The organism is Ruegeria sp. E8, from assembly GCF_056533985.1.
On the sequence record NZ_JBQFOY010000005.1, the window covers coordinates 116,061 to 131,875 of the forward strand.

14 protein-coding genes are annotated in these 15,815 nt (G+C 59.1%); 1 reads left to right on the forward strand and 13 read right to left on the reverse strand.

Annotation, left to right across the window (positions count from 1 at the left end):
- Nucleotides 1-4: 4 nt before the first annotated feature.
- The 13 genes from ACR0LF_RS08865 to hutI form a co-directional block, all read right to left on the reverse strand.
- Nucleotides 5-760 (reverse strand): methyltransferase domain-containing protein, encoded by a 756-nt coding sequence (locus tag ACR0LF_RS08865; protein WP_480576683.1) that lies wholly within the window; start codon nucleotides 758-760, stop codon nucleotides 5-7.
- Nucleotides 757-1,377 (reverse strand): pimeloyl-ACP methyl esterase BioG family protein, encoded by a 621-nt coding sequence (locus tag ACR0LF_RS08870; RefSeq protein ID WP_480576680.1) that lies wholly within the window; start codon nucleotides 1,375-1,377, stop codon nucleotides 757-759. Before ACR0LF_RS08870 ends, ACR0LF_RS08865 begins: the two co-directional genes overlap by 4 nt.
- On the reverse strand, nucleotides 1,374-2,660 hold the full coding sequence (gene bioA / locus ACR0LF_RS08875) for an adenosylmethionine--8-amino-7-oxononanoate transaminase (protein WP_480576677.1): 1,287 nt from the start codon (nucleotides 2,658-2,660) through the stop codon (nucleotides 1,374-1,376). The genes ACR0LF_RS08870 and bioA overlap by 4 nt, the downstream gene beginning before the upstream one ends.
- Entirely contained in the window at nucleotides 2,657-3,277 is a 621-nt protein-coding gene (gene bioD, locus ACR0LF_RS08880; protein ID WP_480576674.1) for a dethiobiotin synthase, read from the reverse strand. Before bioD ends, bioA begins: the two co-directional genes overlap by 4 nt.
- Nucleotides 3,274-4,407 (reverse strand): 8-amino-7-oxononanoate synthase, encoded by a 1,134-nt coding sequence (locus ACR0LF_RS08885; RefSeq protein ID WP_480576671.1) that lies wholly within the window; start codon nucleotides 4,405-4,407, stop codon nucleotides 3,274-3,276. Before ACR0LF_RS08885 ends, bioD begins: the two co-directional genes overlap by 4 nt.
- Nucleotides 4,404-5,384, reverse strand: a complete 981-nt coding sequence (bioB, locus tag ACR0LF_RS08890; protein WP_480576668.1) for a biotin synthase BioB — start codon at nucleotides 5,382-5,384, stop codon at nucleotides 4,404-4,406. Before bioB ends, ACR0LF_RS08885 begins: the two co-directional genes overlap by 4 nt.
- A gap of 114 nt (nucleotides 5,385-5,498) precedes the next feature.
- Nucleotides 5,499-6,347, reverse strand: coding sequence for a carboxylating nicotinate-nucleotide diphosphorylase (gene nadC, locus ACR0LF_RS08895; RefSeq protein WP_480576665.1), 849 nt, complete (start codon nucleotides 6,345-6,347; stop codon nucleotides 5,499-5,501).
- Nucleotides 6,344-7,909 carry an L-aspartate oxidase gene (locus ACR0LF_RS08900; RefSeq protein ID WP_480576662.1) on the reverse strand — a complete coding sequence of 522 codons (1,566 nt, stop codon included), beginning with the start codon at nucleotides 7,907-7,909 and terminating at the stop codon, nucleotides 6,344-6,346. Before ACR0LF_RS08900 ends, nadC begins: the two co-directional genes overlap by 4 nt.
- A 6-nt stretch (nucleotides 7,910-7,915) precedes the next feature.
- Nucleotides 7,916-8,965, reverse strand: coding sequence for a quinolinate synthase NadA (nadA, locus tag ACR0LF_RS08905; RefSeq protein WP_480856237.1), 1,050 nt, complete (start codon nucleotides 8,963-8,965; stop codon nucleotides 7,916-7,918).
- A 143-nt stretch (nucleotides 8,966-9,108) separates the two neighbouring features.
- Complete coding sequence (gene hutU, locus ACR0LF_RS08910; RefSeq protein WP_480576656.1) at nucleotides 9,109-10,791, reverse strand: urocanate hydratase; 1,683 nt, start codon at nucleotides 10,789-10,791, stop codon at nucleotides 9,109-9,111.
- Nucleotides 10,788-11,582: an N-formylglutamate deformylase gene (gene hutG, locus ACR0LF_RS08915; RefSeq protein WP_480576653.1), complete on the reverse strand. Its 795-nt coding sequence runs from the start codon at nucleotides 11,580-11,582 to the stop codon at nucleotides 10,788-10,790. Before hutG ends, hutU begins: the two co-directional genes overlap by 4 nt.
- On the reverse strand, nucleotides 11,579-13,117 hold the full coding sequence (gene hutH / locus ACR0LF_RS08920) for a histidine ammonia-lyase (RefSeq protein WP_480576650.1): 1,539 nt from the start codon (nucleotides 13,115-13,117) through the stop codon (nucleotides 11,579-11,581). The genes hutG and hutH overlap by 4 nt, the downstream gene beginning before the upstream one ends.
- Nucleotides 13,114-14,319, reverse strand: a complete 1,206-nt coding sequence (gene hutI, locus ACR0LF_RS08925; protein WP_480577252.1) for an imidazolonepropionase — start codon at nucleotides 14,317-14,319, stop codon at nucleotides 13,114-13,116. Before hutI ends, hutH begins: the two co-directional genes overlap by 4 nt.
- Before the next feature lie 88 nt (nucleotides 14,320-14,407).
- Here hutI and ACR0LF_RS08930 point away from each other — a divergent pair, with 88 nt between their 5' ends.
- Nucleotides 14,408-15,769 carry a formimidoylglutamate deiminase gene (locus tag ACR0LF_RS08930; protein ID WP_480576647.1) on the forward strand — a complete coding sequence of 454 codons (1,362 nt, stop codon included), beginning with the start codon at nucleotides 14,408-14,410 and terminating at the stop codon, nucleotides 15,767-15,769.
- Nucleotides 15,770-15,815 lie beyond the last annotated feature (46 nt).

A 15,815-nucleotide genomic window follows, 5' to 3' on the forward strand; every position in this document is an offset into this window, starting at 1 on the left:
GCGTCTAGCGCTTTTGGGCAATGACCCAAACAGGATGATAGGTCAGAGACACGCCTTTGGACGTTCCGAAACTCTGCACATAATCGGCCTCGAACCGGGCCAGAGTCGATCGTGTCCATGAGCCTTGAGCCCGACCATTTACCCCAGTTCGGCGCAGATACTTCAAAACATCTCGGGGGGTGTCGAAATAAGACGGTCTGACGCTTTCACCGACAGCCAGAACTTTAAGCGATCCATCGAAGGCGGTGGCAAGGGTACCAGGTGTGCAAAGTCCCGGTGCGTGTGCGGTCGAACCGATTTGTGTAAGCTCTTGATACTGTCGCGGGCCAAACCCGGAAACAGCCAGCCACCCGCCGGGCTCAAGCGCATCGGCTGCCTGTTGCAGCAGATGGGCCGGGTCTTCCATCCATTGGATCATCGAGGCCGAAGCGACCAGATCAAGCTTGGCAGGCCATTCAACCAGACGAACGTCGCCTCCGATGAAATCAGCCTTTTCCGCATCCGCCGTCGCCTGAGCTTGTGGCGCTATGTCGTTCACGCAAAGTTTGGGCAAATCAAAGTTCTGCCGCAACAACCGGGTCAGATGGCCAGTGCCACATCCCAGTTCGAACGTCGTATCAAAGCCGTCAGGCGCCCCAACGCGGCGTAACTCCGAAACCAGTTTGCGCGCGATCCAAGCCTGCTGGCTCGCTGTGTCGTTGTAGGTTTCAAAGCTTCGACTGAAGCTCCGCTGCACTTTATCCGCGAGTTGCGCCGTCATGACAGCCACTCCGCCCAGCTTTGGCCCGGTTGGAACGGCACGTGCGGTCCGTCAACGTGTTGGATCACGTCTGGGGTCGATGCCCAGGCTCTATCTTGCGCCTTGGTTGGAATGATGCGGTCCCACTCGGGTATCCAGACCCGATCAAAACCGGGATCAGGGGCCGAACCGCGTTGGATTACCGCGTGAAGCTCTTTCTGCGCCTGCTCAAGATCCGGTTCGGGGATTTCTGTGGACAAACCCGCCCGTCGGCAAAACTTGGCAAAACTGGCCGGAGAGAGCTGATCCGCAGTTGCTCGGATCGTATCGGGCGCGATGCCCCTGTCCGCGCAGGCCGGGTGCAATGTGCCACTGACTGCAACCAACCGATCAGGTCGAACCTGCGTTGCTGCCAGCCAATGCGCTGCCGAGGCGACACCAAATGAAAACGCAAGCAGTTCAATGCGATCAAATCGGGCCAGGTCAGGCAGAGGATCGTCAAGGCTGGTGAAGTCATCCACCAGCAGAACGCTCCCACCCCCTGCGAGGCCACAAAAAGGGGCTGCGCCCAAAGCCCAGCCACCAAACACAAGCGTCAGGTTGCTTTCGTCGGATTGCGCCAGCCACGTGCTTTTCATTTCCGCCCCCCGGCCAAGGCGACCATGGCTGCGGTGACACGGCTCAGCTCGTCAGGTGAGATAATGAAAGGAGGCATACAATAGATGTTACGGGCAAACGGGCGCAGCCAGACCCCGGTTTCCGCAGCCAGCCCGTGCGCAATGGCCGGATCGACCCTGTCGTGCATTTCGATGACACCAATCGCGCCAAGCACACGCACGTCTGCAACTCCGGGCAGAGAGCGGGCCGGAGCAAGTTCGGTCTCCATTTGCTGCGCGATACCAGCCACTTCCTGGCGCCAGTTCCGCTGTTGCAACTGATCCAGGCTGGCCACCCCGGCGGAGCAAGCCAAGGGATTGGCCATATAGGTTGGGCCATGCATCAATACGCCCGCTTCGCTCTCTCCGATACCTCGCGCGACAGCTTCGGTTGCAACCGTCGCGGCAAGAGTAATATGACCGCCGGTCAGCGCCTTGCCTAGGCACAGGATATCGGGAACAACTCCGGCGTGATCCATCGCGAACATTTCGCCGCTGCGCCCGAAGCCGGTGGCGATCTCGTCAAAAATCAACAGGATGTCATGGGCGTCACACAGCGCGCGCGCTCCGCGCAGCCAGGCAGGATGATAGAAATACATTCCGCCGGCGCCCTGCACCACAGGCTCAAGGATCACTGCCGCGATTTTATCGCCCTTGCTTTCCAACAGAGCTTCCAGAGCGTCCAAACCGTTTTCGGTTGGATCATCGGACCAGTCCTGCCCGAACCGGACCTGAGGGCGCGGCAAAAAATGCTGGATCGACAATGCGCCGCGAAACAGTCCGTGCATCCCGTTTACAGGATCACAAACACTCATCGCCTTCCATGTGTCGCCGTGATAGCCGCCCCGGATCGTAGCAAATTCGCACCGTTCGCTTCGACCTTTGGCAATCTGGTACTGAACAGCCATCTTCAACGCGACTTCGATCGCGACCGAACCGCTGTCGCTGTAGAAGATGCGATCCAAACCATCGGGCAAAAGGTTGATCAGGCTGCGGCCAAGCTCCACCGCGGGCTCATGGGTCAGCCCGCCAAACATGACATGCGGCAAGGTCCCCAGTTGCTTTTGCATCGCCTCGATGATGGCCGGGTGCCGATGACCATGTACTGTGCACCACCAGGACGACATCGCGTCGATCATTTTCACACCGTCATCGCGGGTCAACCAGACGCCCTCTGCCCCGGTAATCAGGTGCATCGGACCGGGTTCCAGCACATGCGTATAAGGATGCCACAGATGGCGGGCGTCAAATTCCAGCGGGGTCACAGGAACCTCCGAATGGTGGCCATGTCTATGGCTGAAAATGCGTCCGTCAGGCTTTGCTGTGTCAATTCGCTGAGCAAGGGCAGACGACCGAGATGGTGAACGTTACTCATCTCGACAATGGTTTGTTCGACGTCCAGCTCGGGTTCGCCGACGAAAGCAACGCCCACAACCTCGCAACCCGCGCCACGCAGGGCCATCAGGGACAGCGTGGTGTGGTTGATCGTTCCCAGCGCCGTGCGGGCAACCAGAACAACAGGGGCCTGCCACTGGGCGATCAGATCCAGATAGTAGAATTGACGGTTCAGCGGCACCATTAGCCCCCCTGCCCCTTCAACGACCAGAGGCCCGTCAACCTTCGGCAGCGCAAGTTGCGACAAGTCGATCTCGACACCCATGTCTTCAGCCGACAGATGTGGCGAAGCAGGCATATTCAGGCGATATGCCTCTGGCAGCACTTCTGCACCGGACAAGGTAAGAACGGTTTCGGTATCGGTCGCATCCTCCAGACCCGACTGCACGGGCTTCCAGTAACGGGCGCCCAACGCGGCCGTCAGGCCAGCTGAAAAAACGGTTTTCCCGACACCCGTGTCGGTTCCGGCAACGATCAGCGCGCTCATGCGGCCTCCGATTGATGGCTGGCAATGGTCGAGAACAGGGCCGAGATGTCCGCATGGCTGACATTGCCGGTGATCGAAACACGCAAGCGGGACGTGCCTTTTGGAACGGTGGGCGGGCGGATGCCGCGAATGTCGAAACCCTGCTGTTGCAGAGCTGCGGCCATCGCCATCGTTCGAGCCTCGTCACCCAGGATAACGGGAATAATCTGACTTTTTTGGGCCGTGTCAGGCAGCCCCGTTTGTCGAGCCGTTTCATGAGCATAGCGCAAGCGTTCTTGCGCAGCCGCGACCCATTTTTCATTAACAGACAGTTCTCGAAGGGTCGCCCGCACCAGTGCCGCGTTCAAAGGCGACGGAGCGGTCGCAAAAATAAACGGACGCGCGCGATTGATCAGTGTGTCGATCATCACACGCGGGCCGCAGATCAGCCCACCCGCAACACCCAGCCCTTTGCCACATGTGTGCAAAGTCAGAAGCTCCGCGTTCACGTCATGGGCCAAACCTTGACCCTTCGCTCCGAAAACGCCGGTAGCATGCGCCTCGTCGACGACCAGAACGGCATCTGTTTCGCGCGCTAGGGACGCGAGGTCTTCCAGTGGGGCCAGATCGCCTTCCATGGAATAAACGCTTTCCACGGCAAGCCAGACTTGGCCCGAACCACCCGACGACCGCCACTCGGTCAAAACCTTGCGTGCGTCTTCGACGTCGTTGTGACGAAAAGAATGCAGATCCGCGCGGCTGGCACGCATCCCCTCATGGGCGCTTGCATGGACCAGCGCGTCATAAAGAACCAGATCATCAGCGGCTGGCAGGGTTGAAAAAATCGCCTGATTGGCCTGAAACCCTCCGCCCATGAACAACGCGGCATCGGCCCCAAAGAACGCGGCCGCTTCTTGCTCCAGAGCTTCATGCTCGGGGTGGTTTCCACGCAGCAGACGTGAACCGCCCGAACCCACCGGCACGCCGCGCGCCAAAGCCGCTTGCGCGGCCTCCTGCAACAGGGCCGACCCGGCCAAACCCAAATAGTCGTTCGACGCGAAATCCAACCCGCGCGCGGGGATCAAAGCCCGGCGACGGTGCCGGGCTTCAAGCGCATCGAGCATGGATTCCAGTCGTTCGACTGCTTTCATTCGGCAGCTTCCGCGCGGTTATGCTCCTGGGCCGTTTCAGCCTGCAGGCCAAGCTTCGCAAACAGGATCGAGTCAGTGTCTTCTTCGGGGTTTTCTGCCGTCAGAAGGGTCTCGCCCACAAAGATCGAGTTCGCACCGGCGAAGAAACACATCGCCTGCATCTCGTCGCTCATGTCACTGCGTCCTGCAGAAAGGCGGACATAGGATTTGGGCATCAGAATACGGGCTGTCGCGATGATCCGTACAAAATCGATGGGATCGATCGGTTCCGCATCGGCCAGCGGTGTATCGGCCTGCGGCATCAGCATGTTGATCGGCACCGAATCCGGCGGGGGGGTCATATTCGCCAAAGTCAGCAGCATATCGATACGGTCGCCGGTATGTTCACCCATCCCCAAGATACCGCCCGAGCAAACCTTGATCCCGGCTTCCTGCACCCGGTTCATCGTGTCGATCCGGTCCGAGAAGGTTCGGGTGGTGATCACTTCGGAATAATAGCGTTCAGAAGTGTCGATGTTGTGGTTGTAGTAATCCAGTCCGGCATCGCGTAGCTGAACCACCTGAGTGTCATCCAGCATACCCAGCGTCATGCAGGTTTCCATGCCCATCGCTTTGACGCCTTCAACCATGGCAACCAGGGCAGGCATGTCGCGCGGCTTGGGCTCGCGCCACGCAGCACCCATACAGAACCGGGTTGCGCCACCATCTTTGGCTTTCTTGGCCTCGGCCAGAACACGCTGAACCTCAATCAGTTTCGACGCTGGCAGGGTCGATCCGTTGCGTGCCGATTGCGAGCAATAAGCGCAATCCTCGGCACAACCGCCGGTCTTGATCGACAACAGCTTCGAGGTCTGGACCTTGTTGGGATCAAAGTTCTCGCGGTGCACTGTTTGTGCCCGGAACAGAAGGTCCATCAAGGGAAGATCATGGACAGCTTGCGCAGACTTTCGGGTCCAGCCGGAATGAGGGATGATCATTTTATCTATAAAACTTCCTGCAGCTTGCGTTGCCGCAGATTTATTATCGATAAAATTTGATTGCGCAACCGTGTTGGCGCAAACGAACCCAAATCAAGCGGAAATGCCGCGTCGTCAGAAGTCGAGACCCAGATCGACAGTGCGCGCGGAATGTGTCAGCGCACCGGATGAGATGTAATCCACACCGGTTTCAGCGATGGACGTTACGCGCTCCAACGTCACATTACCGCTGGCTTCGGTTTTCATCTGACCATTCACTATGGAAACGGCTTCGCGCAGCATGTCGTTGTCCATGTTGTCGAGCAACACGACAGACGCGCCACCGACCTTCAGAACCTCGGCCAGTTGGTCCAGGCGATCGACTTCGATCTCAACAGCCATCATGTGGCTTGCCTGGGCTTTGGCGGCTTCAAGAACCTGACGGATGCCGCCGGCAGCTGCGATGTGGTTGTCCTTGATCAGAATCGCATCAGACAAGGAATAGCGGTGATTGAAGCCACCCCCATGCAATACGGCCTGCTTTTCCACAATGCGCAAGCCGGGCGTTGTCTTTCGTGTGCAGGTCATGCGGGCTTTGGTGCCTTTGGTCCGCTCAACAAACGCCGCCGTCTTGGTTGCTATGCCCGTCAAGCGACCTGCAAAGTTCAGCGCGACACGCTCACCCGACAGGATCGACGCAGCAGACCCCTTGATGGTCATCAGCGTATCGCCACGTTGACAACGCGCGCCGTCCTTGACCAGCACCTCAACCTCAAGCGTCGGGTCGACCAGCCGGAACGCAATTGTCGCCACCTGAATTCCCGAAACCACAGCGTCTTCGCGCGCATTCAACCGGGCTGTATAGGTCGTGTCTTGCGGGATCACGGTACGCGTCGTCACATCGCCATAGCTCCCCAGATCTTCCATCAGCGCCGCGCGGATCACAGGTTCGAGGATTAGATCTGGCAGGGTTGCAAAAGTCATGAGAGTTCCTTGCAGGCTTCGGCCCGAATGGTCAGGGCTTCGGAGTGAGTCATCCGGGATCGCTCGCCGGGGCCATCGGCAATGTCCGGAAAATCGGATCGCTCATGTGCACCGCGGCTTTCTTCGCGTTGCAGCGCTGCGGCAGCGATCAAAGTGGCTGTTGCACACATGTTTCTGAAGGACGGGCAGTCGCCGTGTCGGGCCTCAAGCTCCGCAATTGTCCGCAATGCACGGCTCAACCCAACACGCTCACGGACGACACCGACATCGCGGGTCATAGTGTTGCGGAGGTCCTGAACCGCCTGCGCCGTATCAGGCAAGTTACTTGGGGCAAAACGCAATTCAATTGGATCAGCATTCGCACCGTCAGGTAATGCCTCTGCAATGTTTTCGGCGCAGATACGCGCAAAGACCAGCGCTTCGAGCAACCCGTTTGAGGCCAGACGATTGGCGCCGTGAAGGCCGGTGGAAGAGGCCTCGCCACAAACCCACAGCCCATCCAGACTTGCGCGCCCGCCCGTGTCAGTGGCAATGCCACCCATGTGATAATGCGCCGCCGGGGCGACCGGAATCGGATCGCTGGCCGGATCAATCCCGTTGCGCGTGCACGAGGCTGCGACCGCCGGAAACAACTGTTTGATCCGTGCACCCAAAGCGGCGCGCGTATCCAGCATTGGTCTGTTACCCGCCTGCACCTGAGCAAAGATCGCGCGGGCCACGACGTCGCGCGGGGCCAGTTCGGCATCCGGGTGAACGGCCTGCATAAACCGCTCTCCCAGTTTGTTGATCAGGATCGCCCCTTCCCCTCGCAGCGCTTCGGTGGCCAACGGCGCGGGATCTTCGCCTACGTCTATTGCCGTGGGATGGAACTGGACAAATTCAGCATCCGCAATCAACGCCCCTGCGCGTGCAGCCATGCCGATGACTTGCCCCCGGATTCGTGCAGGGTTGGTCGTCAGCGCATATAGCCCGCCAGAGCCACCCCCGGCCAACAACACCGCAGGTCCGCGCAGGGCGACTGGTGCAGAACCTGTGGAAGCCTCCTGTACCAAAACCCCCGCCACACGGTCTTCGTCCATGTCCAAAGCCACGGCGAGAACGCCCTCCAACACCTGAACCGAAGGGGTTTCACGTACACGCTCGATCAGAGCGGCCATGATTTCACTGCCTGCCTGATCTCCTTTCACGCGAACCACCCGAGCAAAACTGTGCGCGGCCTCTCGCGACAGGACGTACCCGCCGTCTTCGGTGCGATCGAACGGCGTGCCGATCTCGGTCAGGTCGAGAATATACTCGCGGGCTTCGCGGGTCACCAGATCGGCCACATCCGACTCGACTGTGCCCGCGCCTGCATTAACCGTATCTGCGGCATGGCTTTCCGGACTGTCGGCCAGATCCATGGCTGCCGCTACTCCGCCCTGCGCCCAGGCCGAACTTGCGCCTTGACCCAAAGGATCAGGTGAGATGACCACCACTGGTCGCGGTGCCAGTTTCAGTGCGGCGTAAAGCGCACCAATTCCGGCCCCGACAATTATGACGCGATCCGTGGTGACGTCTGGCATTTCCGATCAGATGCCGAGTTTGCGGGACAGATCAATCATCGCCTGAACGGATTTGCGCGCCTTCTCAGCCACATCTTCAGCGACCTCGACCTGACCTTCCATTGTGTGCAAGGCATAGAGGATCTTTTCCAGCGTGATCTTTTTCATGTACGGGCACATGTTGCACGGGCCCACGAAATCGACCTCTGGCAGTTCATCCGCGATATTCGACGCCATCGAGCACTCGGTGATCAACATCGCCTTTTCGGGCTTCTCATCATGTACATATTTGATGATACCGCTGGTTGAACCGGAATAATCCGCCTCGTTCACCACATCCGGCGGGCATTCCGGATGCGCGATCAACCGCGTGCCCGGGTTCCATTCACGGAAGTCGCGCAAATCCTGCGCGGTGTATTGTTCGTGCACGATACAGGACCCGGGCCAGTACACCACGTTCTTGTGGCTTTGGTTGGCGACGTTCTGGGCCAGATACTGATCCGGCGTCATGATGATCGTGTCGCTTTCCATCGCGTTCACAATCTGAAGAGCGTTCGATGATGTGCAGCAAATGTCCGAGGCAGCTTTGACCTCGGCAGTGGTGTTCACATAAGACACGACCGGTGCGCCAGGATATTTGGCGCGCATTTCTTCGATCCCCTCGGCGGTAATCGATTCTGCCAACGAACAACCTGCCTCCATATCGGGCATCAGTACGGTCTTTTGCGGGCTCAGGATTTTCGATGTCTCGGCCATGAAATGAACACCGGCCTGAACAATCACATCCTCTTCGACTTCACTGGCCTTGATGGCCAGTTGCAGGCTGTCCCCGACAAAATCGGACACGCCATGATAGATTTCGGGCGTCATGTAATTATGCCCAAGGATCACGGCGTTACGCTCTTTCTTGAGTGCGTTGATAGCCCGTACATAAGGCGCATAGATCGCCCAGTCCGGTGGGCTGACCACACGGTCCATGCGGGCAAACGTGTCTTTCATCTCATTGGCCAGCGTGGCCGATGGGGCGAGGTCATAGACGTCCGAGAGGACCGAGCGGACATGTGTAATATCGAGCAACGGGCGAGCCACCTTTGTCAGTTGTCGTTAGCCTGGCGGGCTGCATAACGGCCTAGCCCTAGCCCAAACCACCCCGGATCGAAACCGGAAAATTCGGCGTTAGCGCTAAGCCATGCAGACAAATTCAAAGGTAAATGCGCAAATCAGCCCAAAATACCCGGCAAACGCAGCCCGTGTTCGCGTGCGCAGGCCTTGGCATCCTCGTATCCGGCATCTGCGTGTCGCCACACGCCCGAAGCCGGATCGTTCCAGAGAACGCGTTCTAGCCGCTTGGCGGCTTCGTCCGTTCCGTCCGCACAAATAACGACGCCTGCGTGCTGAGAGAACCCCATGCCAACGCCGCCACCGTGATGCAGCGAAACCCATGTTGCGCCCGAGGCGGTGTTGACCAGAGCGTTTAGCAATGGCCAATCGCTGACCGCGTCCGAGCCGTCTTTCATCGCCTCGGTTTCACGGTTGGGCGAGGCAACCGAACCGCTGTCCAGATGGTCCCGACCGATAACAACCGGGGCTTTCAACTCGCCATTGCGAACCATTTCATTAAAGGCCAGCCCGGCCTTGTGACGGTCGCCCAGCCCGATCCAACAGATGCGCGCGGGCAGGCCCTGAAAGGCGATGCGCTCCTGCGCCATATCCAGCCAATTGTGCAGATGCGTGTTCTCGGGGAACAACTCCTTCATCTTGGCGTCAGTTTTGTGGATATCCTCGGGGTCGCCGGACAGGGCGCACCAACGGAACGGGCCGATGCCCCGGCAGAACAGAGGACGGATATAGGCAGGCACGAAGCCGGGGAAGGCAAAGGCGTTCTCCAGCCCTTCATCCTGCGCCACCTGCCGAATGTTGTTGCCGTAGTCCAGCGTCGGAACGCCTGCATTCCAGAAGTCGACCATCGCGGCAACATGCTGCTTCATCGACGCGCGCGCCGCCTGTTCCACCGACTTGGGATCACTTTCCCGCTTGTCCTTCCATTGCGCCATGGTCCAGCCCAGAGGCAGATAGCCGTTGACCGGGTCATGCGCGCTGGTCTGGTCGGTGACAATGTCCGGGCGCATTCCGCCCGCCTGCATTCGGGCGTAGATTTCGGGGAAGATTTCTGCCGCATTGCCCAGCAGGCCCACCGATTTCGCCTCACCCGCTTTGGTCCAGCGGTCGATCATCTCAAGCGCTTCGTCCAGCGTCTCGGCTTTCTCATCCAGATACTTGGTACGCAGGCGGAAATCGATGCTGTCCGGGTTGCATTCCACCGCCAGACAGCAGGCCCCGGCAAAGACCGCCGCCAAAGGCTGCGCGCCGCCCATACCGCCCAGACCACCGGTCAGAATCCATTTACCTGTCAGATCGCCGCCATAGTGCTGACGCCCGGCCTCGGCAAAGGTTTCATAGGTTCCCTGCACGATGCCCTGCGTGCCGATATAGATCCACGAACCAGCGGTCATCTGGCCGTACATCATCAGGCCCTTCTTATCGAGCTCGTTGAAATGATCCCAATTCGCCCAATGCGGAACAAGGTTCGAGTTCGCGATCAGCACACGCGGCGCATCCGAATGGGTGCGCACGATGGCCACCGGCTTGCCGGACTGCACCACCAGCGTCTCATCCTCTTCCAGATCCTTGAGGCTGGCAACGATGGTATCAAAATCGTTCCATGTGCGCGCCGCGCGCCCGATGCCGCCGTAAACCACCAGCTCATGCGGGTTTTCGGCCACGTCCGGGTGTAGGTTGTTCATCAGCATCCGCATCGGCGCCTCGGTCATCCAGCTTTTGGCGTTCAGCTCGGGCCCGGTGGGCGGAAAGATATCACGGGTGTTTTTGCGAGGGTCGGTCATCGGGCAAGCTCCAATGCAGTGTTGTGGATCGCGTCGAGAATGTCTTTGAGCCAACGGCGAAGGCGGTCGGCTTTTTGGGGGTCGTAGGTCCAAGGCGCAGCTTCAGCGTTCAGGTAGGTCGACTGGGCCAATTCCATCTGAATCGCGTGAATCGCTGAGGACGGCTGGCCATAATGACGGGTTGTCCATCCACCTTTGAACCGCTCGTTCAGAACGGTGCTGTAAGGAGATGAGGCAGCAAACTCATGTGCGATGGCCTCGATTTCCGGCGCGCAGGTCACCCCGTTATTAGTACCGATGTTCATATCGGGCAGAGTACCTTCGAACAAAAACGGAATGTGGCTGCGGATCGAATGACAATCATAAAGCACAGCAAACCCGTGGATCGCCTTGACCCGCTCCAGCTCAGCCTGCAGCGCTGCGTGATAGGGCGAATGAAACACCTCGCGCCGTTCGACGATGTCCTGTTCGGTGGGCAGTTCATTCCAAATTTCCTGTCCATCGAAATCGGTTAACGGCACAAGGGTTGTTGTGTTCTGACCGGGATAGAGCGACACGCCCGACGGATCGCGATTGGCGTCGATCACATAACGATGAAAGGTGGCACGAACGGTGGTGGCACCGGGCAATAGCCCTTCGTACAGCCTGTGGATGTGCCAGTCTGTGTCAGCCAGCTCCTGACCCCGCGCATTCAGTTTGGCCGCGATAGCGGCGGGCACGTGCGTACCCGTATGCGGCAAGCCCAAAACGACAGGGCCGTCACCGCGTGCGACCTCGACAGGGCCAGTCATGCACCCAACTCCGGCATGGCTATTCCCGCGCCATGCGCGATCTCGCCACTGGCGATCAGGGCCGAGGCTGCTTCGATCTCGGTCGCGATGTACCGGTCGTCGCCCAAGGCAGGCACCACCGCGCGCAGCCGTGCCATTACAGCTTGCAGCGTTTCGCTGGTGGGCAGCGGTGCGCGGAATTCGACCCCTTGTGTGGCACAAAGCAGTTCGACTCCCAGAATGCGTTCCAGATTTGTCACCATCTGCCCAAGACGCCGCGCGCCATGTGCAGCCATCGAGACGTGATCTTCCTGATTGGCCGACGTGGGCGTCGAGTCGGTGACGCAGGGATTGGCCAGATGCTTGTTTTCGCTCATCAGCGCAGCCGTTGTCACTTCGGCGATCATATAGCCCGAGTTCAGGCCCGGGTTGGGCGTCAGAAAGGGAGGCAAATCAAAGCTGAGCACCGGATCGACAATCAGTGCGATGCGGCGCTGCGCAATGGCTCCGATCTCGGCCACGGCCAGTGCGATCATGTCGGCGGCGAATCCGACAGGTTCGGCATGGAAATTCCCGCCCGAGACAATAAGCCCGGATTCAGACAGAACCAGAGGATTGTCCGTCGCCGCATTCGCCTCGATCTCCAAGGTGGTAGCAGCCTGCCGGAGCACGTCCATTGCCGCGCCAACGACCTGCGGCTGGCAACGAATGCAATACGGGTCTTGTACGCGCGTATCGCCATCCCGATGGCTTTCCCGAATGACGGACCCGGCCAAAAGGGCGCGCATGGTCACACCCGCCTCGATCTGTCCGCGATGACCACGCAACGTGTGGATCTCGGGCTGCAAAGGCGCTGTCGATCCCATGATCGCATCCGTCGTCAGCGCCGAGGTCACCAGCGCGCTTTGCGCTGCCTGCCACGCGCCAAACAGACCCGCCAGAGCGAAGGCGGTCGAGAACTGGGTGCCGTTGATCAGCGCCAGACCTTCCTTGGGGCCGAGTTCCACCGGGACCAGACTCGCCGCGGCCAACGCGTCGCCACCTGTCATGACAGTGCCGCCGAATTCGGCCTCACCTGCGCCCATCATGACCGCCGCCATATGGGAAAGCGGGGCCAGATCCCCGGACGCCCCGACCGAGCCCTGCGCCGGGATCACCGGAGTGACACCCTTGTCCAGCATAGCCTCCAGCAGATCTATCAGTTCCAACCGCACACCCGATGCGCCACGCCCAAGGCTGAGCAGCTTGAGCACCATCATCAACCGCGCATGAGCGCGCGGGATCGCAGGACCCACGCCGCAGCAATGGGACAGGATCAGGTTGCGTTGCAAGGTCGCCGTGTCTTCGGCCGCGATCTTGACGCTGGCCAATTTGCCGAACCCGGTATTTACTCCATAAACGGCGGCTTCGCCTGCTGCCACGCCAGCGATACGTTTATGAGCCTCTTCAATTGCTGGGCGGCAGGATGCATCCAACTGCACCGCGCATTCTTCTCGAAAAACTCGTTCAAGTTGCGGCAGGGTAACAGTTCCCGGAGTGAGAGTTAGGGTCGTCACAGTGAGCCTCCGAAAATGCGGGCATGAAGTGGGTTGAAACCGATGCGATAGGCCAGCTCGGCAGGGTGTTCGACATCCCAGACCGCCAGATCGGCGCGCTGCCCGGCTGAGATTTGACCACACTCGGTCATACCGAGGGCGCGGGCTGCCTGCGTCGTCACGCCCTTTAGGGCTTCTTCGGGCGTCAAGCGAAACAGGGTGCAACCCATATTCATCGTCAGCAGCAAAGAGGTCATCGGCGCCGAACCCGGGTTGCAATCCGTGGCCAGCGCCATGGGCACCCCATGTTGGCGCATCAGATCAATCGGCGGCATTTGCGTTTCACGCAAAGTATAGAACGCGCCGGGCAGAATAACGCCGACCGTTCCGGCCTGGGCCATGGCCCGCACACCTTCCTCATCTAGGTATTCGATGTGATCCGCCGATATCGCACCATATCCGGCCGCCAGTTTCGCACCGCCCAGATTCGACAACTGTTCAGCATGGATTTTGATCGGCAGGCCAAGCTGCCTTGCAACATCAAACAGAGGAATCAGCTCGTTCGGCTGAAAGGCGATACCTTCGCTGAAGGCATCCACCGCATCGACCAGACCTTCGTCGTGAGCTGCGCGAAGGGTGGGAATGCAAACCTCGCTGATGTAGTCCGCTGCCCGCCCTGAATAGGTTTCGGGCACCGCATGTGCCCCAAGAAAGCTGGTCACGACGCGCACAGGGCGGTGATCCGGTAACGCGCGGGCAGCACGCAGCATGTTTAATTCAGTATCGCGATCAAGCCCATAGCCGGACTTGACCTCGATAACCGACACGCCCTCGGCCAACATCGCATCCACACGCGGCAGAGCCTGAGCGATCAGGTCCTCGACGCTGGCGGCGCGTGTAGCCTTGACGGTCGAAATGATCCCACCCCCGGCGCGCGCGACCTCTTCATAACTCGCCCCGTTCAGGCGCATCTCAAACTCCGCCGCACGATGGCCGCCGTGAACCACATGGGTGTGGCAATCAATCAGAGCAGGCGTGACCAGACGCCCGCCAAGATTTTTGCGAGGCAAATCGGAAAATTCTGACGGCAGATCAGCCTCAGTCCCGACCCAGGCAATAACCCCATCCTGCATCGCAATGGCCGCATTGGTGATTAGACCGTAAGGTGCACCCCCTTCGGTCATGGTCGCGGCGTCAAGGTCTATTAGTACCTGCCCCTGCATTTGCATGTGACTCGCAGCCTCCGTGCATTTTCATCTTTTCTGGTACATTTCTATCATTTATATGTCTATCCATAAAATGAGGTGAAAAATGGCTGTCTTTGCAAATCGCGCCCTTCTCGGCGCGGGATGGGCTAGAAATCTGAGGGTCGAAATCAGAGAGGGTCGGATCGCGTCGCTGCAACACGATGCGACGGCACAAGATGGGGATGCAGTCGTTGACACTCTGCTACCCGCACTATCCAACCTGCATAGCCACGCGTTTCAGCGCGCCATGGCGGGAATGACCGAATACCGGATGGCGGGCCGTGACAGCTTCTGGACGTGGCGCGATCTGATGTATCGCTTCACCAAGCATCTGAACCCGGATCAGGTACAGGCCATCGCCGCACTGGTTTATATGGAGATGCAGGAAGCCGGATATGCCGCTGTTGGCGAGTTCCATTATCTGCATCATCAGGCAGACGGAACACCTTACACGAATCTTGCGGAACTGTCTGATCGGATCATGGCCGCATCCGTCGAAACAGGCATCGGGCTGACACATCTGCCCGTACTCTATTCCTATGCCGGGGTCGGCGAGCAGCCATTGGAAGCGGGGCAATTACAGTTTGGCAATGATGTGGATCGCTATCTGGCGTTGGTCGAGAGGGCGCAGTCTGCACTGCGCGATCTGCCAAATGACAGTCAACTCGGCATCGCCCCCCATTCTCTGCGCGCGACGTCTCCGCGCGATCTGGCACAGGTTCTCAGCGCAAGAACAACCGGTCCCGTTCATATTCACATAGCTGAACAACCCAAAGAGGTTTCTCAGGTTCAGGAGGGTCTGGGTGCGCGCCCGGTTGAGTGGTTGTTGGACAATGCTGCGATAGATCAGCGTTGGTGCCTTATCCACGCCACCCACATGACGGAACAGGAAACCCGCAGCATGGCTTTGACCGGCGCCGTTGCAGGGCTGTGCCCAATCACCGAAGCCAATTTGGGCGACGGACCCTTCAATGGCGCGACCTATCTTAAGGCAGGAGGGCGCTTCGGGGTCGGGTCGGACTCAAACGTTTTGATCTCGATGACCGAAGAGTTGCGAACACTGGAATATTCCCAACGCCTTAGGGATCTGTCGCGCAATGTTCTGGTCAAGGGGGAAGGATCGGTTGGACAAACACTCTATTGCGGTGCCGCTGTAGGCGGGGCACAGGCGTTGGGGCGCGAAGCCGGGCAGATTGCCGAAGGGATGCTGGCTGACCTGGTCGCAATTGACAGCCAAAGTCCGGCGCTTTTCGCGCTGCGACCAGAACAGCTGCTTGATGGGTTGGTTTTTGCCGCGAAAGACCACGTCGTCACAGACCTTTGGTCAGCCGGTCGTCATCAGGTGCAAGAGGGTCGCCATATTGCGCGGAACCAGATCGTATCCAACTATCGGAAGGCTATGTCCGATCTACTTACCAAGCTGTGAGTTTCGCCCTGCCCTTTACGGGCCAAAAATAACCTCATAATACCAT